At 40.0% G+C, this 24,308-nt stretch carries 25 protein-coding genes and 4 pseudogenes; 23 read left to right on the forward strand and 6 right to left on the reverse strand.

The genetic code is table 11. The annotated features are described in order from the left end of the window. Window positions 1–71: 71 nt before the first annotated feature. From RT084_RS10685 to RT084_RS12430, 3 genes and pseudogenes are all read right to left on the reverse strand, one after another. Window positions 72–677 carry a 3'-5' exonuclease gene (locus tag RT084_RS10685; RefSeq protein ID WP_062335250.1) on the reverse strand — a complete coding sequence of 202 codons (606 nt, stop codon included), beginning with the start codon at window positions 675–677 and terminating at the stop codon, window positions 72–74. A gap of 45 nt (window positions 678–722) precedes the next feature. Beyond that, window positions 723–1,341, reverse strand: a pseudogene (locus RT084_RS10690) (SOS response-associated peptidase family protein). A gap of 51 nt (window positions 1,342–1,392) precedes the next feature. Next, window positions 1,393–1,515: a DUF4113 domain-containing protein gene (locus tag RT084_RS12430; protein ID WP_404932312.1), complete on the reverse strand. Its 123-nt coding sequence runs from the start codon at window positions 1,513–1,515 to the stop codon at window positions 1,393–1,395. A gap of 235 nt (window positions 1,516–1,750) precedes the next feature. Between RT084_RS12430 and RT084_RS10695 the strand changes: the two genes are divergently transcribed. The 16 genes and pseudogenes from RT084_RS10695 (at window position 1,751) to RT084_RS10770 (ending at window position 15,061) form a co-directional block, all read left to right on the forward strand. After that, window positions 1,751–2,761, forward strand: coding sequence for a replication initiation protein (locus RT084_RS10695; RefSeq protein ID WP_062335255.1), 1,011 nt, complete (start codon window positions 1,751–1,753; stop codon window positions 2,759–2,761). Between the two features lie 219 nt (window positions 2,762–2,980). After that, window positions 2,981–3,628 (forward strand): AAA family ATPase, encoded by a 648-nt coding sequence (locus RT084_RS10700; RefSeq protein ID WP_060995182.1) that lies wholly within the window; start codon window positions 2,981–2,983, stop codon window positions 3,626–3,628. After that, entirely contained in the window at window positions 3,628–3,921 is a 294-nt protein-coding gene (locus tag RT084_RS10705) for a hypothetical protein (protein ID WP_060995181.1), read from the forward strand. Before RT084_RS10700 ends, RT084_RS10705 begins: the two co-directional genes overlap by 1 nt. Before the next feature lie 171 nt (window positions 3,922–4,092). Further along, a complete protein-coding gene (locus tag RT084_RS10710; RefSeq protein WP_219332449.1) occupies window positions 4,093–5,646 on the forward strand; it encodes an ATP-binding protein in 1,554 nt (517 codons plus the stop codon). 294 nt (window positions 5,647–5,940) lie between these two features. Further along, window positions 5,941–6,552: a recombinase family protein gene (locus tag RT084_RS10715; protein WP_099808665.1), complete on the forward strand. Its 612-nt coding sequence runs from the start codon at window positions 5,941–5,943 to the stop codon at window positions 6,550–6,552. A gap of 157 nt (window positions 6,553–6,709) precedes the next feature. Further along, window positions 6,710–7,744, forward strand: coding sequence for an IS701 family transposase (locus tag RT084_RS10720; RefSeq protein ID WP_313099950.1), 1,035 nt, complete (start codon window positions 6,710–6,712; stop codon window positions 7,742–7,744). After that, window positions 7,659–7,964: pseudogene (locus tag RT084_RS10725) on the forward strand (transposase); the annotation flags it as partial. The gene RT084_RS10720 and the pseudogene RT084_RS10725, both read left to right, overlap by 86 nt. A 19-nt stretch (window positions 7,965–7,983) precedes the next feature. Then, window positions 7,984–8,283, forward strand: a complete 300-nt coding sequence (locus RT084_RS10730; protein WP_099808668.1) for a type II toxin-antitoxin system RelE/ParE family toxin — start codon at window positions 7,984–7,986, stop codon at window positions 8,281–8,283. A gap of 3 nt (window positions 8,284–8,286) precedes the next feature. After that, entirely contained in the window at window positions 8,287–8,628 is a 342-nt protein-coding gene (locus RT084_RS10735) for a helix-turn-helix domain-containing protein (RefSeq protein WP_099808669.1), read from the forward strand. Window positions 8,629–9,435: 807 nt separating this feature from the next. Further along, a complete protein-coding gene (locus tag RT084_RS10740; RefSeq protein ID WP_219332326.1) occupies window positions 9,436–10,560 on the forward strand; it encodes an AOC03_06830 family ribosome hibernation factor in 1,125 nt (374 codons plus the stop codon). 65 nt (window positions 10,561–10,625) lie between these two features. Next, a complete protein-coding gene (locus tag RT084_RS10745) occupies window positions 10,626–12,368 on the forward strand; it encodes an alpha/beta-hydrolase family protein (RefSeq protein ID WP_060994965.1) in 1,743 nt (580 codons plus the stop codon). A 23-nt stretch (window positions 12,369–12,391) separates the two neighbouring features. Then, window positions 12,392–13,579 carry a Na+/H+ antiporter NhaA gene (gene nhaA / locus RT084_RS10750; protein WP_036604826.1) on the forward strand — a complete coding sequence of 396 codons (1,188 nt, stop codon included), beginning with the start codon at window positions 12,392–12,394 and terminating at the stop codon, window positions 13,577–13,579. A gap of 88 nt (window positions 13,580–13,667) precedes the next feature. Next, window positions 13,668–13,766, forward strand: a pseudogene (locus RT084_RS10755) (calcium/sodium antiporter); the annotation flags it as partial. A 29-nt stretch (window positions 13,767–13,795) separates the two neighbouring features. After that, entirely contained in the window at window positions 13,796–14,308 is a 513-nt protein-coding gene (locus tag RT084_RS10760; protein ID WP_264755059.1) for a recombinase family protein, read from the forward strand. 103 nt (window positions 14,309–14,411) lie between these two features. Then, window positions 14,412–14,726, forward strand: a complete 315-nt coding sequence (locus tag RT084_RS10765; RefSeq protein WP_099808677.1) for a type II toxin-antitoxin system RelE/ParE family toxin — start codon at window positions 14,412–14,414, stop codon at window positions 14,724–14,726. A 2-nt stretch (window positions 14,727–14,728) separates the two neighbouring features. Continuing rightward, entirely contained in the window at window positions 14,729–15,061 is a 333-nt protein-coding gene (locus RT084_RS10770) for a type II toxin-antitoxin system MqsA family antitoxin (protein WP_065253217.1), read from the forward strand. A 343-nt stretch (window positions 15,062–15,404) separates the two neighbouring features. Here the strand turns inward: RT084_RS10770 and lgt are convergent. The 3 genes and pseudogenes from lgt to RT084_RS10785 all read right to left on the reverse strand — a co-directional run. Beyond that, window positions 15,405–16,076, reverse strand: a pseudogene (lgt, locus tag RT084_RS10775) (prolipoprotein diacylglyceryl transferase); the annotation flags it as partial. A gap of 6 nt (window positions 16,077–16,082) precedes the next feature. Further along, window positions 16,083–17,555 carry an ATP-binding protein gene (locus RT084_RS10780; RefSeq protein WP_312523720.1) on the reverse strand — a complete coding sequence of 491 codons (1,473 nt, stop codon included), beginning with the start codon at window positions 17,553–17,555 and terminating at the stop codon, window positions 16,083–16,085. 1 nt (window position 17,556) lies between these two features. Continuing rightward, window positions 17,557–18,291 carry a heavy metal response regulator transcription factor gene (locus RT084_RS10785; RefSeq protein ID WP_159772010.1) on the reverse strand — a complete coding sequence of 245 codons (735 nt, stop codon included), beginning with the start codon at window positions 18,289–18,291 and terminating at the stop codon, window positions 17,557–17,559. Between the two features lie 324 nt (window positions 18,292–18,615). Between RT084_RS10785 and RT084_RS10790 the strand changes: the two genes are divergently transcribed. The 7 genes from RT084_RS10790 (at window position 18,616) to RT084_RS10820 (ending at window position 24,223) form a co-directional block, all read left to right on the forward strand. Beyond that, on the forward strand, window positions 18,616–18,942 hold the full coding sequence (locus tag RT084_RS10790; protein WP_128681699.1) for a hypothetical protein: 327 nt from the start codon (window positions 18,616–18,618) through the stop codon (window positions 18,940–18,942). 133 nt (window positions 18,943–19,075) lie between these two features. Beyond that, window positions 19,076–19,348, forward strand: a complete 273-nt coding sequence (locus tag RT084_RS10795; protein ID WP_011959985.1) for a hypothetical protein — start codon at window positions 19,076–19,078, stop codon at window positions 19,346–19,348. Window positions 19,349–19,409: 61 nt separating this feature from the next. Beyond that, window positions 19,410–20,000, forward strand: a complete 591-nt coding sequence (locus RT084_RS10800) for a c-type cytochrome (RefSeq protein WP_313099963.1) — start codon at window positions 19,410–19,412, stop codon at window positions 19,998–20,000. Between the two features lie 165 nt (window positions 20,001–20,165). After that, the gene (locus RT084_RS10805) at window positions 20,166–20,804 is read left to right on the forward strand and encodes a DUF411 domain-containing protein (protein ID WP_313099965.1); all 639 of its coding nucleotides are present in this window, start codon (window positions 20,166–20,168) and stop codon (window positions 20,802–20,804) included. Window positions 20,805–20,898: 94 nt separating this feature from the next. Next, window positions 20,899–22,605, forward strand: coding sequence for a copper resistance system multicopper oxidase (locus RT084_RS10810; RefSeq protein ID WP_313099968.1), 1,707 nt, complete (start codon window positions 20,899–20,901; stop codon window positions 22,603–22,605). Between the two features lie 31 nt (window positions 22,606–22,636). Then, a complete protein-coding gene (locus tag RT084_RS10815) occupies window positions 22,637–23,701 on the forward strand; it encodes a copper resistance protein B (RefSeq protein ID WP_313099970.1) in 1,065 nt (354 codons plus the stop codon). Window positions 23,702–23,728: 27 nt separating this feature from the next. Continuing rightward, window positions 23,729–24,223 (forward strand): DUF305 domain-containing protein, encoded by a 495-nt coding sequence (locus RT084_RS10820; RefSeq protein ID WP_036599458.1) that lies wholly within the window; start codon window positions 23,729–23,731, stop codon window positions 24,221–24,223. Window positions 24,224–24,308 lie beyond the last annotated feature (85 nt).

The following is a 24,308-nucleotide window of genomic DNA, read 5'->3' on the forward strand; positions in this document are numbered from 1 at the left end:
AAAAGAGCAACCTTATTAATTAGGTTGCTCTGTTCCCTACTACATAGCTGTATTTTAATATGATACGTCATTCAATAATCCCAATGATGACTTCCCATCATCCCCTGCCATACCGTTACACAGGCTAGCGCATCGGGTCTAGCGCGGTGCGCATTGCTATGTTCTACCCCAAAGTGGGTCATAGCCTTGCTTAGGCTAAAATAACGATTGGCTTTAAAATACGGTGAGTATTGCCCGATAAAATCAGCAAACTGCTTACACAGGCATTTTACTTCAACTTGCTGCAAGCGAAGCTTATGACCTGATTGCCGCATCATACGAATATCAAAGCTGGCATTGTAAGCATACAGGGTTCTTCCTTTGAGCAACTGTACAATCGCGGGTTGAATATCAATAAAGGTAGGTTTACCTATCAGCTCATGAGGATAAATACCATGCACCTTAAATGCGCCTAGGCTAGACGGTCTATCTGTGTAGATCAGCGTATCGATAATCACATGTCGATCACTATCACAAAACGCAATTTCGATGATTTGATCATTCCTGCCGCCACCGGTGGTTTCAGTATCAAAGAATAAGGGTTTGCTGGTATCGTACTGTTGGTTGTACTGGACAACTTGGTTAAAGATGGCATCGATTTGAGATTGCGTATCTGCTGTCATTGGGGTTGAAGTCATTAAATTAATCAATCATGGATGTAAGTCAGTCATATAATCGCTACCCTAGCCATTAAACACATCCATTTGCGCCGTTTTAAGCGGTTTTTTCGGCTTTGGCAGATGTTCCGCTACATACCCAGCACCCATCGGTTTAAGTAGCTCAAACGCGTCCTCATGATGCATATTGAGCCAATCCTGGCGATGTTCAGGTTCAATCACCACAATCGAGCGTTTTTCATCTTCAGGCTTGTGAAATTGTAACATGAAAGGATGATTATCGGCATTGGTGGTCAGCATGGTCATGGAGCGAACGATTTGCTCCCCTATCTTAACAATTTCATATAAAGCGGCTACGGTAAACGGCTCATAGATGGTTTGTACCGGAATTAACGCAAACTGATTGTTGTACCAAGCATGTTTAAAACTCGGTTTTTCCATCACCGTTTCTACGGGCATCATAAGTGTGCTTGGCAATATCGATATCTTAGGCCCATTTAGGCACCATTCCAAACATGGCTGAGTGCCACTCGGCAGGATCACCCCTCGTATTTGATAAGAGGTTAGCAAATAGCAAGGGGGCTTTATAGCCTGAGTAAATATCCTGTTTGACGGCAAAGCTGAGCTGTTGATTGGTAAATAACGGCGCTTGCGTAGCGCTAATGGGTTGAAAGTTGGCACACATCAGGGTTTCTCTTTTAACATGGATTTATTAACAGCCGTTAGCAAACTCGCACTAATGCACTTTGAGTAGATCTGATAGCTTGGTGGTATAGCTGGGGCTTAAAAACTCTCGATTCATCTGCCAATCTTGCTGCTTGGCTATTCCACTTACAGGAATTTCAACGTTTAAATATATAAAATTTTAAAAACAAAAAATTTCTTTTTTAGGTTTTTATAGTTTTTAAAGGTTTGTAGACCATCTGTATGCCTGATGTAGCCCGGTTTTGGAGGACGTAAATAGGACGGATTGACTACTTTAATAGGACGGATTGACTACTTTAATGGGACGGATTGACTACTTTAATGGGACGGATTGACTACTTTAATGGGACTATGATATTTTGTGTCCTATTAATTATTGGAATTTTGCCATGAGTAATGATCTAATTGTGAAATCTAATGTAGTTATTACTGCCAGTTATCACTTAACTGCAAATGAACAACGCTTGATTCTCTCTGCAATTTCTCAAATACCTAAAGGTGTGGAAGTTCAAGATGAAGAGGTCTATACCGTCGAAGTCAGCGATTTTATTGAAATGGGTGTGCATCCTAAAACTGCATATAGAGAAATGCGTGAAGCGGCTGAACGTTTGTATGAACGTTCTATTGTATTAAAAGTAGGTGACGATGTACTAAAAACTCGCTGGGTACAGGATATGGGAGTTGGAACTGGCGAAGGTATGATTAAACTTGCTCAAAGTTTAGGATTACAACCAACTAAAATGCCTAATAATCAGCATTTTGTGGTTCTTAGATTTAGTAAATCAATTTTGCCCTATTTGAGCAATTTATCAGCTAATTTTACCCAATATTTAAAACAAGATATTGCAGGGCTTAGTAGCTCGTATAGTATTAGATTCTTTGAATTACTCATGCAATTTAAAGATACAGGGTTTCGAAAAATCACAATTGAAGATTTAAGAGAGTTTCTTGATCTTGGTGACAAATACCCTGCAACCAAAGATTTGAAAGTACGAGTTATTGAAACTGCAGTCAATGAAATTAATGAAAAAACTAAAATTAATGTTGAATATAAACTTGTAAAAACGGGAAAAAAATTCACTCATCTTGAGCTAAAATTCAAATTAAAAGCTCAAGCTAAAAAAACTGCGCAACCTGTTGGTAAGACAATTGATATGCTTGAGTCAGAGAAAAAAAATCCTCTAGCACTATCATGGCAAATAAAAGGACTATCAGATGGTCAAATTAATAAATTGGCCAAATTTAAAAAGGAGTTTCTAGATGCTAATAGTAGTTTACTCGCAAGCAATGATAGTAGAAGTTATGATGAAGTTTTTAATAGTTGGCGTGTCTTACTAAAAGACCCTACTAGTGTTAAAAAATTTAAAAATATTCAAGAAATATTAGAAAGAAGTTGGTAGAAATACGTCCTATTTAATCATATAATTTATTACATAAGTTAATGCTAATAAGTAACTTGCGTAAGTAATTTCATTAAATAATATTACATCTATGTGAAAAATTAATTTAAATCAATAAATTATATATGATAAAATTTTGAATAAATTAATTAACTTACGTAACTTAAATCTGTTAAAATGGTTATGTAACTTTAATAACTTAAATAAAAGGTGTAACTTATGATAATCTTAATTGGCGGTGAAAAAGGTGGTTCAGGCAAGAGCTGCTTAGCTCAAAATATTGCAGTTTATTTGCAGAATAGAAATCGAGACATCTTATTGTTAGATGCTGACCCGCAGGGTACAACGACTGACTGGGTAAAAGAGCGGGAGCAAAACCAAATTTCTAAAACACTCCCATCAGTGCAATGCTCAGGTAATATTAGACAGACACTAATTGATTTGTCAAAGCGTTATCAAGATATTGTCATTGATGCAGGTGGTCAAGATTCTGAAGCCTTACGTTCTGCTATGACTGTTGCAACCCATATGTTGTTGCCTTTTAGACCTAAACGTCGGGATTTAAAAACACTGGCACACATGGAAAATCTGGTGAAAATGGCAAAAGCCATCAATCCTAATTTAAAAGCAAAAGCCGTCATGACACAATGTCCAACTTTGCCCAGTCAATTCCAGCGTATCACCGATGCTAAAGATGCTTGTGAATCCTTTAATATTCCAGCTCTTCAAAATTTCACCAGTAATCGTAATATTTATGATGACGCTGATGAAAATGGATTTACAGTATTTGAAGCCAAAGGTGATACAGATGGCAAGGCTAGCGCAGAAATTGTAGCGATTGCCGAAGAGTTTTTAGGAGAAGTATAATGGGTTTAAGTGATTTAAAGAAAAAAGGTTATAATGCTGATATCTCTGTCGATAGTTTTATTGGTGGGGCGAATACCCATTCGCTACAAAAAGAATCGAAGGCTAAATATATTCGCCAAACTTTTTCACTTACCCAAGAAGTGAGTGATCAAATCGATGAATTACTTGTAAAAAGTAGGGTCGCTCGTGCTAATCGTTCGATAATTGTCAAAACAGCGATTCAGCAGCTAAGCTTTCTTTCAGAAGAACAATTAAATTTAGCAGTTCTCGCAACAAAAAATGAAGAAAGTTAAATAACTTAAATAACTTAAATAACTTAAATAACTTAAATAACTTAAATAACTTATATCTATTAGTAAATGTTATAACTTACTTTTTATGCATAACTTACATAAGTTACTCTTGGGAAATAAGTTTATTAAGTTATTGAAATTATCTTGTGATTCTTAGTGGGGATCTAATAAATGGTAAAAAAACAATTTCCTATCGGCATCCAAAATTTAGCCGAACTAAGACAAGGTAACTATTATTACGTCGATAAAACGGCCAAAATTATTGAACTAATTAATACTAGTAAATATATTTTTTTATCAAGACCTAGACGGTTTGGCAAAAGCCTGACCCTTGATACTATTGCTGAAATATTTGCAGGTAACAAGGCGCTATTCACTGGATTATATGCTGAACATCACTGGCAATGGGAGCAATCCTATCCTGTTATTCGCATTAGCTTTGATGGCGGTATAGAAGGTTACGATGACTTATCTCTTGCTTTATCGGACATTTTAACGGCTTTAGAAGAAAGATGGCGTATTACTAATAGCTTAAAAACGATTAGTGGTAGGTTTCAAGCACTCATTCAGCATTGCCATGAAACAACAGGGCAAAAAGTTGTCATATTGATAGATGAATACGATAAGCCGATTTTAGACAGTTTGCAGAATTCAGAAAAATCTATTATTGTCCGTAATCAATTAAGGGATTTTTATTCCGTGATTAAAGGTCAAGATGCCCATATACAATTTGCCATGCTCACAGGCGTTTCTAAATTTAGTAAAATCAATCTATTTTCAGGTTTAAATAATCTATACGATGTTACCTTAGATGAAAGATTCTCAGCGCTTTGTGGTTACACCCAATCTGAGCTTGAAAACGTATTCGCTGTAGAATTAGATAAAGTGGATCTTGAAGAGTTAAAAAAATGGTATAACGGCTATAATTGGACAGGTGAAGCAGTCTATAACCCATTTGACGTCTTACTGTTTTTAAGTAACCCACAAAGGCTCTATAAAAACTACTGGGTAGAAACAGGTAATGCAACCTTCTTAATGGATAAACTATTAAATGAAAACATCCATATCCATCAACTGATTGGTAGACTTATTGATAGTCAAAACCTCTCACAATTTGAAATAAGCGATATCAGTATCATCGCCTTACTATTTCAAACGGGTTATCTCACCATTGATAAAATGCTGTTAAAACCCAGTGTACGTTATACCCTAAAATTTCCTAACATTGAAGTACAACAAAGCTTATCGGAATCACTGCTATTAAAATACATCGCCCATGCCAAAGATGATATGTTACTCAAACAAAGTGAACTTTACGAAGCGATTGTTCAGCATAATCTTGATGGCATTGAAAGCATTATCCAAGCATTTTTTAGTAGCATTCCCCATAACTGGCACAGAAATAATCCGATTGCCAATTACGAAGGCTATTGGGCCAGCGTCTTCTACGCACTGTTTGCCAGTTTAGGCTTTCAAACTATCACAGAAGACGCAACAAGTCTTGGTAATATCGACATGACACTCATCGTTGGAGACCACGTTTACATTTTTGAATTTAAAGTCGTGAATGGTAAAAACGATCAACCACAAGGAACTGCCTTAGCTCAAATACAACAGAAGCGTTATGCTGACAAATACACAACACCCAGTCGTATCATTCATCAGATAGGTATAGAATTTCATAGAGAAACGCATACGGTAATATTTGATAGAAGAGAAGGGTAAACTAAATGTACTTAGCCTAAGCCAAAAATTTTACATCATCTAGACTATGTTAATTGTAGCGATTCTCATTGAAAATCCATTACCGTCTATCAAATCATGGAATTAATGCATAAATTCTGTTAGTTATTACACCATTATAAATTTACTTGATAATCACGAAAACCTATTGTTTTTCGTGATTTTGTAAATTAGAGCTAATTCGGCTCTTTTTTATTAACTTAATTTCACGATAAAATCAAATAAATCTAAATATGATAATATATCGAAATTATCATTTATCGTGAGAATTTTACCATGAGTTTAATCGGTTATGCTCGAGTCTCAACTTCTGAAGGGAAACAGTTGCTTGACCGTCAAATTGATGCGTTAAAAGAAATCGGCTGTGAGCGAATTTTTGAAGACAAAGCATCGGGCAGTAATTCCCAACGTAAAGGCTTGGATGATTGTCTTAATTATTTAAGAAAGGGTGATGTGTTAGTCGTTTTGGATTTGGATAGGCTAGGGCGATTAGCCAGTGACTTAATCAAACTGATTGATGAACTCGCTGAAAAAGAGATTGGTTTTAAAGCCATTAATTCACCGATGGATACGACAACACCTGCTGGTCGGGCATTTTTACAGATTCAAGCAGCCTTTGCTGAGATGGAACGCAATATTATTCGCCAGCGGGTGAAAGAGGGGATTGCTGCTGCTCGTGCCCGTGGTCGAAAAGGTGGACGACCTAGAATTATGACCACTGAGAAATTGCAGTATGCTCAATATCTCATGCAAGACCAAACCAAAAGCATTCCAGCGATTTGTAAAGAACTTGGTGATATTCCCAGTAGTACGCTGTATCACTATGTGACGGCGAAAGGGGAGCTTAAAAAAGCGGGAGTTGATTTGATGAATATCAGCACTAACTAAAACGTTGAAGAGCAATCCAGTCAAAATCATGAATATGAAGGCTTATTGACAATGTAATGCAAAGTATTATAATTAAGACTGTATTTTATGAATTTAGGACTTACGCAAAAAGCATAAAATTTTGCGAAAGCGGATAAAAATATAGTAGCATAAAGAGATGAAGAAAAAAGCTATCACCCGCTTAGACTACTGTCAATATTTACTGGTAAGCCAAACCAATTACACCCTTACCAACTACGCAGAACATCATCCTGAATCAATTAGTCATGACCGCATCAATCGATACCTACGTCATGACAAACTAAAACCCAAGCTCGTATGGGAAAAAGTCAAAGACGACATCGTATTAGACGACGATGGCTATCTTATCTTTGATGACAGCATACTCGATAAAAATCATAGTCACAAAATCGAATTGGTTAATCGCCAATACAGTGGCAACGCCCATCGCATTATTAAAGGCATCTGCATCGTTAACTGTATCTATGTCAATCCTAAGACCGAACAATACTGGCTCATTGATTACCGTATTTATGACAAAACCACCGATGGCAAAAGCAAACTTGACCATCTAAAAGACATGCTACAGCACAGTATTGAACACAAACAAATTAAATTCAAATATGTGCTCATGGATACCTGGTATGCCACCAAAGACATCATGCTGTATATTGATAACTTACAAAAAATCTATTATTGTCCTTTAAAATCCAATCGCAAAGTCGATGATTCAAAAGGAGTAAACCCTTACAAAGCAGTCAACGAATTAACTTGGACTGACCAAGAGCAACAAAATGGCAAACTGATTAAAATACATGCCTTTCCTAAAGATTACAAAGTGCAACTGTTCCGAGTAGTGGTTAATGAAAACCGCACGGACTGGATTGTCACCAACGACACCACTCAGGATTCATCAGATGGCACACGATTGGTGTGTGCCATCCGCTGGAAGATTGAGCAGTTTCACCGAGAACTTAAACAACTCACTGGTATTGAAGCTAATCAGTGTCGTAAGGCTCGTATTCAGCGGAATCATATTTGTTATTGTATGCTGGTTTGGCTGCAGTTAGCCAGACAGGCTAAACGGTTAAAACAATCTTTATATCAGGACGGACTGGATTGTCACCAACGACACCACTCAGGATTCATCAGATGGCACACGATTGGTGTGTGCCATCCGCTGGAAGATTGAGCAGTTTCACCGAGAACTTAAACAACTCACTGGTATTGAAGCTAATCAGTGTCGTAAGGCTCGTATTCAGCGGAATCATATTTGTTATTGTATGCTGGTTTGGCTGCAGTTAGCCAGACAGGCTAAACGGTTAAAACAATCTTTATATCAGGTTAAAAGGGGTTTACTCAGTGATTATTTGCGTGAGCAGTTACGCTCGCCTTCGGTCGTCTTTGCGTAAGTCCTAGAATTATGAAACTATGTACACTATCGTAGAAACTGAAACGTTTAAAAAGCAAGCTGATAAGTTTTGGACAACGGAAGAAAGGCTTGAGTGTTTTACTCAGATAGCTAGTGATCCATTTATTGGTGATGTGATTCTTAAAAGTGGCGGTTTTCGCAAAGTACGGTGGTCTCGGGCAGGTATGGGTAAGCGTGGTGGCGTTCGTCTCATTTACTTCAACGTATTAGAAGATGGACTGATTGTGATGTCTTACTTCTATGCAAAAAATGAACAAGAAAATATTTTGGCAAGTGAGCTTCAAAAGCTAAAAGGATAACTGATGAAAACGAATTTTCCTAAAGACTTCGATGTTGAAGCAGCGGTTCAAGCGATTATTGATGATGAACCTGATTTGATAGCAGAGCGAGACAATTTGATTGAAGCATTAAACCAAACCAAAGCAGGTATCTTTGCACGTACGACAGAAATATCAGATACGGCTCAAGTCCGCCGTAAAGCAGGTTTATCGCAAAGTCAATTTGCCAAAGCCTTAGGTATTTCTGTCAATACGTTAAAATCTTGGGAGCAAGGTCAGCGTAAACCGAGTGGCTCAGCGCAAGTCTTACTTAAATTATTAGGCAAAAAACCTGAGTTAATTGATGAGATTGCTCATTTTGCATAGTACTTGAGCCCTTCTATTAAACACCTTTTAGTGAGTGTAATCGAAAGTTTCTTATAAGCTCTGTTTAAAGATGTGTTGAACGCTGATTTATAGATAGGTTAATTTACAAAAATAGGCATAAACTTAAGAAAATAAGAAACTCTATGAAAACATCTGTTTTCCGTAGGCTAGTTCTATTATCACGCGAATCTATAATGGTATAATACTCGACAAAATTCCTTAGCGTGCAATATGACCCGAATTCTCAGATAACCCCTGGTTAAAGTGTGGCTTGTTTTTTTACACTCTACCTTATTCGATATCAGCAAAGAATTAGGGAAATATAGTCACAGAAACATAAAAGTGATACAAGGCAGGCGAACGAAACTGTACAAATAGTACTGTGAGTGAGCCTAACGCCGTAGCACTTTCTGTCTTCGAAGACTATAGCAGTCTAGCCGCTTTCGGATAAGCCAAGGCCACGTTTGTGAGTGCATTTATATCTACCCTTTGACCCAAAATTTTGTTTCTAGACATTAAGTTAGTTATAAATGGCAGATTAGGTATGAGACCATTATCGTTTATCCCAGTCTAGAACTTTTGAAATCTACGTCTTTTATAATACTCGTTTTTATTGTTCAAACGATGCTAACTATAACATTGCCATATATAAGCGATACAATATTTTACTTTTAATTCTTATTATGATTGATATAATCAAATTTTAGCTTAAATATGAAAAATAAATTCTATATTTTGCTATATTTAGAAATATATTTTCTTATTATTTTTTGTTTTTGATATTTAATTTTAAAATGGGAGTTACACATGAATAACATCAATTTAGAAGAAACTTTTAAAACATTGCGTGGGCAAACAGGTAATCCAGCGGTTAGCGTATTTATTCCGACCCACCGTACTTTCCCAGACAATGAGCAAGACGCAATTGCCCTAAAAAACCAACTTAAAATCGTCGAAGAACGTGTCACCAATGAATACGACAAGCGTGTTGCTGCAAGTGTGATGGAAAAAATCCATGCCCAAACCGATGAGCTTGACCATAACTATAACTTAGATACGCTGGCTGTGTTTGCCACGCCTGAATCTGCTCAAGTGGTGCGTTTGCCCTTTGATGCCGCTGAGCGAGTCATCATTGGTGAAAAGTTTGCGACCCGTGACCTCATGCGTAACTTATCAGAAGGGGTTGGCTATTATGTGTTGGTAGTTACGCCTGAAAAAGCCCGTCTGATTGAAGGCGTGAATAATCGTCTGGTTAAAGAAATTAAAGGCGGTAGCGAACGTCAACAAACAATGAGCGAGTTGACCTTCCCTATTAACAACTCAACGCTACCCAACAACAGTAAAGCAGACCGTACAGGCTCATCAGACGATGATATGTACTTAAAAGAGTTCTTTAACCGTGTTGATAAAAGCTTGCAAGAGCTTTATAACAAATCACCACTACCTGTGATTTTGGTGGGTGATAGCCACAATATTGGTTTTTATGAAAAAGTGTGCGACCGCCCTGATATGATTATTGGTAAAGTCGATAATTTAACATATCTGAACGACAGCAAGCCAGAGGACATTATTGCTGGCGTTCAAGACATCGTTGAGCAAAAGCGTCAGACTCGTTACGAAACTGCCAAAGGCGACCTTGAAAAAGCTCGTAATGAAAAGATGGTGCGTACTGATTTGCAACAAATCTATCGCTCGGCGTTTGAAGGCAATGCGGTAACGCTATTGGTTCGTCAAGGTCATAGTGTGCCTGCGAAGATTGATGAGAAAGCACAGACCCTACAAGTCCAAGATGATGCTACTGCTGAGGGTGTAACCGATGATGCGGTTAGTGAAATCATTGAATTGGTTAGCCATAAAGGTGGTGAGGTGGTATTTGTACCCACTGAGCAAATGGATGAAAAGGAGCCGATTGCGTTGATTACTCGTTACTAATCGTCGAATCGTTTACAATGAAGGGTAGGACAATGGTCTTACCCTTTTTTTATTGAGTAAAATAGATGAATAATACGCATTTGGTCGCTCAATGGCTACAGCGACAGATTAAAGATAGTTCAGCAGTTGGGTTAATGCTGGGTTTTTTTTGTCTATATGTGTCCTATGTACCAATGTTGTTGCCACGGGTCTGGTGGTTGCAGGCAATCAGTGGTGGCATTAACGCTATCGTTGGTTATGCGTTTGGAATGCTGTTGGGTCTTATAGGGTATTGGTTACAGCGTTTATTAAAAAACTCCAATCATCAATCAGCTATCAACCACCTAAATATCTTACCAATAATGACGATGGTATTAGGATTTTTAGGTGCGATTGGTTTTGCTTTTTATCATTACCAGATTACTGCCAAGATTGCCCAACAGGTCCAGATAACACCGCCGTCATTGCTTAATGTCAGCGGGGCTATGCTCTTAAGTCTATTGCTTTGGGGGTTGGTGGTGTTTATCGCTCGCTTGATAAAGCAATTGGTGTTGATGGGGGTAGAACGTGGCTTTCCACAGTTTTCTACTACCACAAAAATGAGTATGAAAGCAGGGGCTTTTTTACTACTGATTGTCGGATTGGTTACGTTAAGTCGAGATTATATCTGGCACAAAGTTGTCGAGAAAGTCGCCTATAGTGCCATGCAGCTTGATACCTCTGAACCCGATACCCTATCAGCCCCATTCTCACGGTATAAATCAGGGTTTGATAGTGGGCAAACGGGGCATAGTAATAAAGAAAAACCTGCCCAACAGTGGCAGGAGTTGGGGCATTTTGGACAACGCTTTGTCTCGCTTGGGGCGTCGCAGAAGGATATTAGCTTGCTGACAGGATTGCCTGCCAAAGAGCCGATTCGGGTATTCGTTGGTTTGAATCGTCAAGAACCTGATAAAGCGTTGTTAGAAAAAATGGTGCAGACCGCCCTTGATGAGATGGATAGAACGCAGGCGTTTACCCGCCGCTATATCGTGATACAAGGGGCTACAGGACGGGGCTGGATTGAAGAGTACAGCAGTCAGGCGGTTGAGTATTTGACCCAAGGCGATGTGGCAACGGTGGCGATTCAATACTCGTATTTACCCAGTCAATTTTCGTTTTTGTTGAATGGTGAGCTTGCCACGTTTGCCAATAGCGAGTTGATAAATGCCGTCAAACAACGTCTTGAGCAAATGCCGATTGATAAACGCCCTAAACTATTGCTTGCAGGAGAGTCGTTAGGGGCGTATGCCAGTCAATCGCTTTTTAACAATTATGATGATGTCATTAATCGTATTGATGGGGCGGTGTGGGTGGGAACGCCAAGATTTAGCCCACTATGGCAACAACTGGTGGCGAATCGGAATAAAGGTTCGACAGAAGCCTTGCCTATTATTCACAGCGGACAACATGTGCGATTTATGGATAATCCTGCCTCATTAAAACAACTGACAAATGATTGGCAGTCACCACGAATTGTATTTTTGCAGTATGCGACAGACCCTATCGTGTGGTGGTCGTCCAAGATGCTATGGCAAGCACCTGACTGGATGGCAGAACCCAAGGGTCGAGGGGTTAGTCATTTACCTAGATGGTTGCCTGTGTTAAGTTTTTGGGAATTATCTCTGGATATGCCAGCGTCTAACCAAACGCCTGCAGGATTTGGTCATATTTATGAAGATGATATCGTGTATGCGTGGGCGGCGGTACTCGATAATTCACAAGTTGACCCTAAGCAAGTGGCAGAAAGAATTGAACAGCGAATAGCATTCACAAAAGAGAATAAATAGCTATTTTTATATTAGGAGGGTCTATGAGTAATTTTCAGCAAACGCTTAAGCGGTTTTTTGCGATGGATGCAGCGGCTGGTATTGTTTTAGCCATCGCTGCACTACTGGCAATGATTGTTGCCAATTCGCCATTGCAAGAAAGCTATGAGCATTTATTGCATTTTCCGATTGCGATAAGTTTTGGTGATTTCGTGGTGAAACACCATTTGCTTCATTGGATTAATGATGGGTTAATGGCAGTGTTTTTCTTTTTAGTGGGGCTTGAGCTTAAACGTGAAATGATGGTAGGGGAATTGTCCAACCCACGCAACATCATTTTACCTGCACTCGCTGCCATGGGTGGCATGGTGTTTCCTGCCTTAATTTATTTGATGTTTAACTACCAAAACCCTGATTTTGCTAAGGGTTGGGCGATTCCTGCGGCCACGGATATCGCCTTTGCGTTGGGGGTATTAACCTTACTGGGTAGCCGAGTGCCGCTGTCGCTTAAAGTGTTTTTAACCTCAATTGCGATTTTCGATGATATTGGGGCGATTTTAATCATTGCTTTGTTTTATTCCAGTGGGTTAAACCTAGCCGCCTTAGGGGTTGCCGCTTTAACGCTTGCAGTATTGTTTATCATGAATCGTTTTAATGTCACTCGTATTTCTGCGTATGTCATTATTGGATTGGTGTTATGGGTGGCGATGCTTGAATCGGGTATTCATGCCACGATTGCTGGGGTATTGCTGGCGATGTTTATCCCAATGACTGATTCGGCAAACCCTAAAATCTCACCGTTAAAAGAACTTGAGCATGATTTGCATCATACAGTGAGCTTTTTGATTTTGCCCGTATTTGCCTTTGCCAATGCAGGGATCCATTTTGGGGGAGCGGAAGGAGGCTTTATGGCGTCACTCACCCACCCTGTGTCATTGGGCATTATCATGGGATTGCTAGTCGGTAAAATGCTGGGTGTGATGTTATTTAGTTGGCTTGGGGTTAAGCTAAAGCTCGCCAATCTGCCACAAGGCATGAACTGGGGTCAAGTAATTGGTGTCGCTGCCCTATGTGGCATTGGATTTACCATGAGTTTATTTATCGGGAGCTTGGCGTTCGCAGGATTGGAGATTAAACCGTTTGATGAGCGATTAGGGATTGTCATGGGTTCAGTTTTAGCAGGCATTATCGGTTATTTTTATCTGAATAAGACATTGCCAAAACAAGCCTAGCCTTTAACTATCCTATACCTAAAATGCGTTTTTATCATTGATAGCGGTAAAAACGCATTTTTTAATTGAATAGCAAAGTGAGTTTTTTATGTTGATTGCGATTGTGGCATTTTTAGTGGGGCTAGCTATACTGGTGTGGAGTGCCAACGTGTTTATTGATGGGGCAACGGATTTGGCCGTCAAGTTGATGCGTTAAAAGAAATCGGCTGTGAGCGAATTTTTGAAGACAAAGCATCAGGCAGTAATTCCCAACGTAAAGGATTGGATGATTGTCTCAACTATTTACGAAAAGGCGATGTGCTTGTTGTTTTGGATTTAGATCGGTTAGGGCGGTTAGCCAGTGACTTGATAAAGTTGATTGATGAACTGGCTGAAAATGGCATTGGCTTTAAAGCGATTAATTCACCGATGGATACCACCACCCCTGCAGGTCGGGCGTTTTTACAAATTCAAGCCGCTTTTGCTGAGATGGAGCGTAATATTATCCGCCAGCGGGTGAAAGAGGGGATTGCCGCTGCTAGGGCTCGAGGACGAAAAGGGGGACGACCTAGAATTATGACGGCTGAGAAACTTCGTTATGCTCAGCATCTGATGCAAGACCAAACCAAAAGCATTCCTGCGATTTGCAGGGAGCTTGGTGATATTCCCAGCAGTACGCTGTACCACTATGTGACGGCGAAAGGGGAGTTGAAGAAGGCAGGGGTGGATTTAATAAGCAAACTCGATTAATTTCAAAATTTTGGGAAGTTTCAATTTTTCAGGATTCTAAAATCGATTGTTAACTAGTAGATTTAGTATTATAATGCAATGTATCATATATTAAAGGTTTACTATGTATACGGTCGTCGAAACGGAAAGCTTTAAAGTTGAGATTGCTCACTTGTTAGATTTGGATGATCGATTGGCTTTCTTTACTTACCTTTCACAAAATCCATTAAAGGGTGATGTGATTCAACATGGCAAAGGTTTACGTAAAATTCGTTGGGCAACCAGTGGTAAAGGCAAGTCGGGTGGGGTTCGAGTTATCTACTACAATATGCTGGATGATGGACTGATAGTTTGTCTAGCTGTGTATGCGAAAAATGAAAAAGAAAACATTTCTGCCAAAGAATTAAAATCTTTGAAAAATGAAAAGCAAGGAAACTAATTATGAAACCTGTTAATTTCTCTGACGTAGATATTGCCAATATTGTCGAGGCAGTGATTCAAGATGATCCTGATGCGATTGTGATTAAGGACAGTTTAGCCAAATCACTTTCTCAATTACGAGAAGGACGGTATGCACCCGTATCGGAAGTCAGCCAAGTTCGTCAAAAGACAGGCTTGTCGCAAAGTCAATTTGCCAAGTCATTGGGGATTTCAGTCAATACTTTAAAGTCTTGGGAGCAAGGTCAGCGTAAACCGAGCGGTTCAGCTCAAGTCTTGCTTAAGTTATTGGGCAAAAAACCTGAGTTAATTGATGAGATTGCTCATTTGGCATAGTACTTGAGCCATTCTAGTAACTACCCTTCTTTGAGTGTAATTGAAATTTTCTCATAGGGTCTATTTACATATTTATTAGATACTGATTTGTAGACAGGTTAATTTACAAAAATAGAGGCGATTTGCCTCTGTTTTTTCGCCTAAATGGAAGTGTCCAAAAAACCAACGTTTTTTAGACACCTTGACCTTTATCAATTTTAAAAATACTCGACTAAATTCCTTAACGTACTATTTTCTCCGAATTCTGGGGTAACCCCTAACATAGGTATTAATTCTGCAAATGGAATGTATCTTGTTAGAACTGCATTTATATTTATTTGTTCATGCACCTCGATACTTATTTCTAATATGCAGACTGCTTACCCCAATCATAAATACCGCGTTTGTAAGCATAAATCAGCATGATTAAGCCGGCGATAATCATCGGCGCGCTTAAGATTTGCCCTTTGGTCATCCAACCTAATAATATGAATCCTTGGTCAGCATCTGGCTGGCGGAAGAATTCAATGATAAAGCGGCTGATGCCATAGCCTAGTAAGAATACAGCGGAGGCAGCCATACGTGGACGTGGTTTTGATGAATACCACCATAAGAATATAAATAGCAGCAGACCTTCGGCAAAGGCTTCATATAGCTGTGATGGATGACGAGGCAATATGTATTGACCATTGACTTCAATCATCAATTCTTGCAATTGTGGATTGCTCTGTAATTGCTCCATATCAAACGCCGCGGCTTGCGGAAAGTAGGTCAGCCAGTTATAGCCACCGTCTGAGACGCGACCCCATAATTCGCCATTGATATAGTTGCCGATACGCCCAAACAGTAAGCCGGTTGGTACACAAGGAACGATAAAATCGAATACTTGAAAGGTAGTCTTTTTATATTTACGGGCAAAGAACCACATACCTAGCATGACGCCGATAAAGCCGCCGTGGAAAGACATACCGCCTTCCCAGACTTTTAATATATAGGCAGGGTTTTGGAGTAATTCACCGAACTGATAAAACAGCACAATTTACTACCTGGCAATCAACAACTTTACAGCAACCTCAAAAAGACACTCATCTTTGATAGTAATACTAACTTTGCCATTATGAGCATTGGCGATAGCTTGCACAATAGATAAGCCTAAGCCTGTTCCTGAATGCATCGTATTCGTTTTATCATGACGATAGAATCGCTCAAACAGTTTATCGGCTTCAATCTGATTTAATGGTTTGTCTAGACGGTTGGTCATAGTTATTCTTAACCAGAGCTGCTCTGGGGATTGAATATCGTCTTTTGGCGCATTAAGCGAGGTGCTTGAAGTGAGGACAGTAGCGGATATCATAATAGTGCTATTACTAGCCGCATAATAAATCGCATTTGACATCAGGTTGGCAAACAGCCGTTGCAATAAGCCTTTATCACCTAGTACTGTTTTAAAATCACCCGATTTTTCAAAGATTATCTCACGATCCTCAGCAATCATCTCATAATAATCTATAAGCTTTGTGATCAAGCTCTCTATATCGACATGACTGATTTGCGAATCACTCAGCTCTTTTTGAGTTTTTGCCAGTAATAACATATCGTTAATCATGGCGGATAACTGCTTTAACGTATCATGCTGATGATGCAATTGCTCAATGTATTCGTCGTTTTCTCTTGGCTTAGTTAACATGACTTGCGTTTGCGTACTCAGCGTCGCTATTGGCGTACGTAGCTCATGGGCGATATTGTCTGAAAACCGTGATAATGATTCAAAGTTACTTTCAAGCTTGACCATCATAGAATTATAAGACTCCGTTAGTGGACGTAATTCTAACGGCATATCGCCAACCACAATTCTTTCATCTAACCTTTGAAGATTAATGCCTTTCATCTTTTGTACGATAGTAGCTAGGGGAGCAAAACCCCAGTGTACACTTAGTACTGCTACTGAAACCAATAATAAGGTAATGGCGATAAGTATCAAGCTCAGCTGGCGATTAAACTGGATAAGATATTGATGATGCACATCGATAGGTAGAGCAATAAATGCCAAAACCTCTTGATGTGTAATGATAATGGCTCGGTAATGCCTATTATTTATCTTGATCATAAACTGCTGATCGCGATAGTCCTGCAATAGTTGTAACAAGCTAAAATCTGCCGGTAGATCATTGATGAAATTACTGGGATCGCTGGACAATAAATTGCCGTTTTTGTCTGATATTAACGTTTTTAAATCATAGTCTAACCAAGAAGAATGTAGATGATTGGCATCAATTAGCGCTTGCGACTTTGACACTGTAAAAGGTTCTATGTGATCGTTAAAATTCACCATGCGTTTACGCAGGTTAAAAGCTGCATGGGTAATAATCTCTGAGTCCATTTGCTCAAAGTGCTCGTTAACAGAGCGCTGAACCCATATATAAATAACAACTTGAGAGATAACAACAAATATTGTCAGTAAAAAAACAGTACGCCATAACAAAGGCCAGCGTCGATTCTTAAATTTATCTCTCATTTTATTTTAGATCATCTTTGTTGGTGTCATCGTCGCCCATGCTACTGTCTGCTCCGACATTCAGTGGCTCTAATCGATAGCCCATACCGCGTACTGTGTGAATAAGCTTGGTGTCAAAACCATCATCGATTTTTATCCGTAGCCGTCTTATAGCGACGTCAATGACATTTGTATCACTGTCAAAATTTATGTCCCATACTTGTGAGGCAATCACAGTGCGTGGCAGTACCTCACCTTGACGTTCTAAGAAAAGTTGTAATAAAGCAAATTCTTTAGCAGTCAATTTTATATTAGTGTTGCCTCTATATACAGTGCGTTTAGCAATATCCATTTTTAGGTCAGCTATATGTATGACAGAGCTTTTATAGTCTGATTGATTGGCACGCCGCAATAGGCTTTTTATTCGGACAATTAGCTCGGCAAAAGCAAAAGGTTTGGTCAGATAATCATCGCCACCAATTTCAATGCCCTTAATCCGATCGCTTAAATCATCTTTAGCGGTTAAAAATAAAACAGGCGTATGCTTTCCAGCAGCACGGTAGCGCTGTATCAGCTCAAAGCCGCTGACGTCAGGCAGCATCACATCCATCACCACCACACTAAAATCTTCAGTCATTAACGCATGATAGCCATCTAAACCTGTCATGTGATGATCCACGATGAAACCGGCCTCAGTTAAGCCTTTCTTGATATATTCTCCAAGGTTTTTCTCATCTTCTACTAACAGTACTTTCATCGTTGCTTACCTTTATATCATTATAGTTGTCAACAGCGTATCACTAACATTGTTAGCTTATCAGCCATATATTTATCAGGAACCCTTGTTATAACAGTGTTCTTTGGATATAGACAGATGCTGGTATTTGGTTTTAATGACAAGAAGATGACAATATTATGCTGTTCCTAACGAACATGTAATATCCGTGTCATCTAGCTGTCAGCCACCATTTAGTATTCTAAATCAACACCGCATAGAGGTTTGTCTCTGATACAGACCATCTCTACGAGTGAAGAACTATCGTATTTAAACAGTTTGTTATTTATCTTTAAAGGACCTTATATGAAAAATTATAGTTCATTAAAAAAAGCAGCTTTACTTTCAGTATCGATGTTAGTGGGCATGTCAGCTGCCAATGCGCATACCACAAACTTAGATGCTTCTGTTCTTGGTAACTGTGATGCGCTCACTAGTTTTGCAAGAAACGCAGATCATAATGATGCACAAATGTCCAAAGAGCAAAAGAAAAGTTATGTCGACGCCAGAGTGGCTTGTCAGGTTCAACATCAAGATCAACATTTGCAGTCTGAAAAGTATTTTTTGAAAAAATATGGTAGAGATCGTGATACAAATGCTGAAGCCATATTAAATGAATATATCGCGCATTAAAATCTAAAGCGGTGAGAATGACAGCATTGTAATCTTAACGTCATCTACCAGTCAGAATGATTAATGTATCATTTAGGCTGGTTTAACAGCTATTGAACTCAATAGCCTTTAATCCAAACAATAGGAATTAATCATGTCACAATTTAAATTACTGTCTAAATCAATCGCAATGACGGCCATCGCTCTTGTCGTATCGACCTCAGCTATGGCGCATGACCCTAAAATGCATGCTGAAAAAGATCAAATGAACTGTGAAAAAATGCAAAAGCATATGGATATGATGGGAAAAATGGATCATAGCAAGATGGACATGAGCGATCCTGCTATGAAAGCAATGATGGCTAACATGGGTAAAATGAAGCAAATGTACCAAAAACACTGTGTTACTAACGACAGTAAATCTTAAAAATTTTAGCTCTGTTAAATAGCAGTCAACACTTAACGGAAATAAATTGTTAGGAAAACATATGAAATTTTTATTGGGTGCGCTCTTTACCGTATTTGTGGCAATCGTTGGCGTATTTGCGGTTGTTACTAGTGGCGTTGTCAATGTGGGAGCTGACCAAGAGCATAGCCCAATGATGTTTAGCTTTTTAGAAACCGCTCGCAATCGTTCCATAGCAAATGCCAGTAAAGATATTGTGGTACCAGACTTAGAGAAGGTCGATATCAGCTCTGGGGGCGCGGACTATAAAGATATGTGTGCAGGTTGTCACTTATCTCCGGGAGTGGACAAAACTGACTTTAGCGAAAGCTTATATCCAAAGCCACCTAACTTCACTAAGGCTGAGATCGTCAAACGTTATCAAACAGCGGACGGTGCAAAGCAAAGCTTTTGGGCAATCAAACACGGAATTATGGCTTCGGGAATGCCTGCATGGGGCGCCTCTCATGATGACGCTAGAATGTGGGCAATGGTTGCTTTTATCAGATCGTTACCTGAATTAGATGAAGCTCAGTACACGATGCTAACCACTAGGATAGATGGCGATATGATGGACATGTCATTTGATGGTGATATGAATATGTCGGATGATGGATCTGGAATGCAGCATTAATACTTTCTAGATATGGAAGCCTCCTAACTCACGGTTGTCGCTATCACCAATGTAGTACTGAACAGTGCTGCATTTAATGTTTTTAGTTAAGTACATAAGAATTCAAATATAGGGTGTAAGTTTTTAGAATAGCGAGCATAACAATAGACGTTTAGGAGTAATTTAATGAGACATTACACACATGTGTTTTCTAATGGACATAACTGGTTATCCGGTCGTGTCCTTTTATTGGTGGTGACATCGTCACTCTCGTTAACGCTAGCCGCTTGCAGCCAATCTAATATCAGTGGCTCTGATTCTCAACCAGTAAAGGTTGAACAGTCTGCTGCTCAGAATGCACAAGTACAGAATGAAAGTTCTGCTCCTGCAAATGCTCCCGTTAACAGCTCGTCATCATTACTCAAAAACGTCTCAGCCACGGTTTATAAAGATGCCAACTGCGGCTGCTGCAAAGAGTGGGTAGGCTATGCAGAAGGTAATGGATTAAACGCAACCACGCACGATGTTGCAGATCTATCCTTATTTAAGGAGCGTTATGGCGTACCACAACACATGCGTTCTTGTCATACCACCGTTACCACCGACGGTTTTGTCTTTGAAGGGCATGTCCCTGCTAAACACATGGCTGAATTCTTAGCAAATCCTCCTGCACAAGCTATTGGACTTGCTGTACCGAGTATGCCGGTTGGTAGCCCCGGTATGGAGTATGAAGATAAATTCATGCCTTATAAGGTAATGCAGCTTAATAAAGACGGCACCACAGAAGTCTATGCTGCTATTGAGTCTCCTCAGCAGCAGCTGTAGTGTTGGCTTAGATGTGAATAGATTCTGTTAAATATCGAAAATATTATAACTATAAGCTTAACCACCATCTCTCAAATTAAATAAGGTTATCATTATGAATAAACAGAACATACTGAACCGCCGACGTTTTTTAACCGGATCCTCTGCTGTCCTTGGTGCCTCCTTGATGCCGACTATTGCTAGTAGCGCATTGGGACAATCGAGTCGCTCAGGCAGTCAGGGCGCTACGATTAATAGTGATCAAAACGTTCATAAAGTACCTGTATTGACAGGGAAAGAGTTTGATTTATACGTCAGTAAACAGTCCGCTATTGTGAACGGCAAAAAGAGCATGGCGACGCTCATCAATGATTCACTACCAGCACCGACGCTAAAAATGCGTGAAGGCGATACGGTGGTGATACGTGTTCATAATCAGATGGATGAATCAACCTCTATCCATTGGCATGGACTACTAGTACCGTTTGAGATGGATGGGGTGCCGGGCATTAGCTTTGATGGCATTCCTGCGAACAGCACCTTTACTTATAAATTCAAATTAAAACAATCAGGCACTTATTGGTATCACTCACACAGTGGGTTCCAAGAACAAACCGGTATGCTGGGTGCCATTGTGATTGAACCTAAAGGGCGTGAGCGTCATCCTATCGACGAAGACCATGTGATCGTGCTTAGTGATTGGACCAGCCGCAACCCGCATAATCTCTTGAAGCTGCTCAAACAGCGCTCAGACTTTGATAACTATCATCTACCAGACTTCAAAAAATTGCTTGCTGATATTGCTAAAACAGATCTGAAAACCGCGTTTGATGAGCGCAAAATGTGGAATCAGATGCGCATGATGCCCACTGATTTTACGGACTTGTCGGGTGAAAAAACCTTTACCTACCTTATCAATGGCAAAACGACCGCAGCTAATTGGGCACAAATCGTCAAAGCAGGACAGCGCGTTAAATTACGCTTTATCAATGCCTCAGCACAAACTATCTTTGATGTGCGCATACCCGGTCTCAAAATGACTGTGGTGGCAACCGATGGCATTGATGTCGCCCCAGTTGCGATTGATGACTTTCGCATTGGCGTGGCTGAAACCTATGATGTCATTGTCACCCCGACCAAAGATGCGCATACCATATTTGCCCAAAACATAGACCGTTCGGGCTATGTCGCAGCAACGCTTGCCACCAAAGAAGGTGCTCGTGCGGCAACGCCTGCTATGGACAAAATTGAATGGCTCACCATGGCAGATATGATGGGTGCTATGGGTGCTAATGGTTATAAAGCTAAGCACGCTAAAACAGAATATGACTTTAAGTCTGATATGCGTGTGGACAGTCCACGTATGAACCTTGACGATCCAGGTATCAACCTGCGCAATATTAATAGAGAGGTATTGAATTATAGTCAGCTACGCTCTGTCGATGAGGCAATATTTGCGGAGCAGCGCAAGCCTACCCGAGAGATCGAGCTACATTTAACCGGTAACATGGAGCGCTATATTTGGGCGTTTGATGGGGTTAAGTTCAGTGAGGCCACGCCGGTCAATATCAAGCCGGGTGAGCGCGTGCGTATTACCTTAGTCAATGACACGATGATGAATCATCCGATGCATTTACATGGGATGTGGAGCGATTTGCGCATGCCTAACGGTGAGTTTCAGGTGCGCAAGCATACTATGATGGTGCAACCAGCTCAAAAAATTAGCTTTGATGTCACAGGAGAAGCTGGTCGATGGGCATGGCATTGTCATCTGCTCTATCATATGGAAGCCGGTATGTTCAGAGAAGTGGCGGTCGTTTAAGCAAATCTTTGGTTGATAGGTGAGAGATGAGATGAAAATACATAAAGTGGGTTTACGGTTCGCTGGGGTATCATCATTGGTATTACTAGCATCATCATTTGCTAGTGCTGCTGACCCTGCCACTGCTAAAAAAGACATGACTATGTCAGATATGGACCATAGTAGTATGGACATGTCGGATATGGATCATAGCAAAATGGATATGTCTGGTATGGACATGTCGGATATGGATCACAGTGGCATGGATATGTCAGGCATGGACCATGGCAGTATGGATATGTCAGGCATGGACCATGGCAGTATGGATATGTCAGGTATGGACCATGGCAGCATGGATATGTCAGGTATGGACCATGGCAGTATGGATATGTCAGGTATGCAAGGTGGTAAAGCTCCAGCTGATGCTCGCAGTCCTGACTATTCAAACGGTGTTCCCTATGGACGCTATGGTCAGCCTATGATGATGGGTGATATGCCATTATGGGGCGTTTCTGTAGACGATTTAGGCTATCAGTTTGATGACGATCAGATTAATTATGAGGTTAGTGCTTGGTATGGCCTAGATGAGCGCCGTCTATCTTTACGTAGTGAAGGTAGTGTTCAGACCAAAGATGAGAAAGACATTGATAGTCTGACCTCATTGTCTTACTGGAAGCCGCTAAGTATTTTTTGGAATGGCGAAGCAGGGGTCGCCTATGATACCAAGAATGATAAGCCTGCCATTATGGCCGGTATTGTCGGCACAATGCCTTACTTTATTGAAACAGATGCTAGAGCATATCTCTACACCGATGGTCAAGTTAGGCTTGATCTTGGTGCAGAATATGAATGGCGTTTGAGTCAGCACTGGGTTGTGATACCGGAAGTTGGTCTGTCAGCTTTTAGTAAAGACGATATTGACAATCATATCACCAAGGGATTCAATGAATTAGAGACTGAAGTTAGACTGACTTATGAAACCTTAGGTCGTCAACTGGCACCTTACGTCGGTGTGAGCTATGAGACGGCTCTTGGCAGTGCGCGTGGCCAGCGGCGTCAAGAAAATGAATCGGTTGATAGCAGTAGTTTGACTGCCGGTGTTAAATTCTGGTTCTAACATTGTCAAAATTATAGGAGATATATTATGAATACTTCTGATCAAAACAGCATGAATCATCAAAGCCATCAACAGGGCATGAATCCTTATGTGAAGTTCACTTTGATGATTCTGACGTCTACGATTGTAATGTTTATCATGATGTATTTTAATACCTATCAGCTGGATCATGTTTATTTTAGTGAGACCCGAGCCTATATGGCATTATATATGGGCGCAGTCATGGCGATTATCATGCTCGCCTTTATGAGCAATATGTATAAAAAGACTAAGATTAATTTACTGGTTTATGGAATAAGTGTAGTAATGTTTGCTGTAGGTATTTGGGGTGTGCGTTCCCAAGCAACGGTTGATCAAGTCGATTGGATGCAAGCCATGATACCTCATCACTCGATTGCCATTTTGACGAGCTCAAGAGCAGATATTGAAGACCCTAGAGTACAACAGCTCGCTGACGATATTATTAAAGCGCAAAAGCGTGAAATCGCTGAGATGCAAGCGCTTATTGAAGAGCTCGAATAGACGGCTATATATAGAGGTATGGCAAGCTAAGAAATTGATTATGAAAAAATGGTGATACCTGGTATCAGCGCTATAGTCTTCGCTG

This window comes from Moraxella sp. CTOTU48717, from assembly GCF_032057165.1.
GTDB classification, from domain to species: domain Bacteria; phylum Pseudomonadota; class Gammaproteobacteria; order Pseudomonadales; family Moraxellaceae; genus Faucicola; species Faucicola tetraodonis.

Excerpts from the sequence above, each read along its gene's own strand:
- RT084_RS10740 (WP_219332326.1), top strand. The coding sequence starts at position 9,436 with ATGAATAACATCAATTTAGAAGAAACTTTTAAAACATTGCGTGGGCAA.
- RT084_RS10770 (WP_065253217.1), top strand. The coding sequence starts at position 14,729 with ATGAAACCTGTTAATTTCTCTGACGTAGATATTGCCAATATTGTCGAG.
- RT084_RS10695 (WP_062335255.1), top strand. The coding sequence starts at position 1,751 with ATGAGTAATGATCTAATTGTGAAATCTAATGTAGTTATTACTGCCAGT.
- RT084_RS10790 (WP_128681699.1), top strand. The coding sequence starts at position 18,616 with ATGAAAAATTATAGTTCATTAAAAAAAGCAGCTTTACTTTCAGTATCG.
- RT084_RS10730 (WP_099808668.1), top strand. The coding sequence starts at position 7,984 with ATGTACACTATCGTAGAAACTGAAACGTTTAAAAAGCAAGCTGATAAG.
- RT084_RS10820 (WP_036599458.1), top strand. The coding sequence starts at position 23,729 with ATGAATACTTCTGATCAAAACAGCATGAATCATCAAAGCCATCAACAG.
- RT084_RS10735 (WP_099808669.1), top strand. The coding sequence starts at position 8,287 with ATGAAAACGAATTTTCCTAAAGACTTCGATGTTGAAGCAGCGGTTCAA.
- RT084_RS10745 (WP_060994965.1), top strand. The coding sequence starts at position 10,626 with ATGAATAATACGCATTTGGTCGCTCAATGGCTACAGCGACAGATTAAA.
- RT084_RS10700 (WP_060995182.1), top strand. The coding sequence starts at position 2,981 with ATGATAATCTTAATTGGCGGTGAAAAAGGTGGTTCAGGCAAGAGCTGC.
- RT084_RS10795 (WP_011959985.1), top strand. The coding sequence starts at position 19,076 with ATGTCACAATTTAAATTACTGTCTAAATCAATCGCAATGACGGCCATC.
- RT084_RS10720 (WP_313099950.1), top strand. The coding sequence starts at position 6,710 with ATGAAGAAAAAAGCTATCACCCGCTTAGACTACTGTCAATATTTACTG.
- RT084_RS10685 (WP_062335250.1), bottom strand. The coding sequence starts at position 677 with ATGACTTCAACCCCAATGACAGCAGATACGCAATCTCAAATCGATGCC.
- RT084_RS10810 (WP_313099968.1), top strand. The coding sequence starts at position 20,899 with ATGAATAAACAGAACATACTGAACCGCCGACGTTTTTTAACCGGATCC.
- RT084_RS10785 (WP_159772010.1), bottom strand. The coding sequence starts at position 18,291 with ATGAAAGTACTGTTAGTAGAAGATGAGAAAAACCTTGGAGAATATATC.
- nhaA (WP_036604826.1), top strand. The coding sequence starts at position 12,392 with ATGAGTAATTTTCAGCAAACGCTTAAGCGGTTTTTTGCGATGGATGCA.
- RT084_RS10765 (WP_099808677.1), top strand. The coding sequence starts at position 14,412 with ATGTATACGGTCGTCGAAACGGAAAGCTTTAAAGTTGAGATTGCTCAC.
- RT084_RS10705 (WP_060995181.1), top strand. The coding sequence starts at position 3,628 with ATGGGTTTAAGTGATTTAAAGAAAAAAGGTTATAATGCTGATATCTCT.
- RT084_RS10805 (WP_313099965.1), top strand. The coding sequence starts at position 20,166 with ATGAGACATTACACACATGTGTTTTCTAATGGACATAACTGGTTATCC.
- RT084_RS10780 (WP_312523720.1), bottom strand. The coding sequence starts at position 17,555 with ATGAGAGATAAATTTAAGAATCGACGCTGGCCTTTGTTATGGCGTACT.
- RT084_RS10800 (WP_313099963.1), top strand. The coding sequence starts at position 19,410 with ATGAAATTTTTATTGGGTGCGCTCTTTACCGTATTTGTGGCAATCGTT.
- RT084_RS10710 (WP_219332449.1), top strand. The coding sequence starts at position 4,093 with ATGGTAAAAAAACAATTTCCTATCGGCATCCAAAATTTAGCCGAACTA.
- RT084_RS10715 (WP_099808665.1), top strand. The coding sequence starts at position 5,941 with ATGAGTTTAATCGGTTATGCTCGAGTCTCAACTTCTGAAGGGAAACAG.
- RT084_RS10815 (WP_313099970.1), top strand. The coding sequence starts at position 22,637 with ATGAAAATACATAAAGTGGGTTTACGGTTCGCTGGGGTATCATCATTG.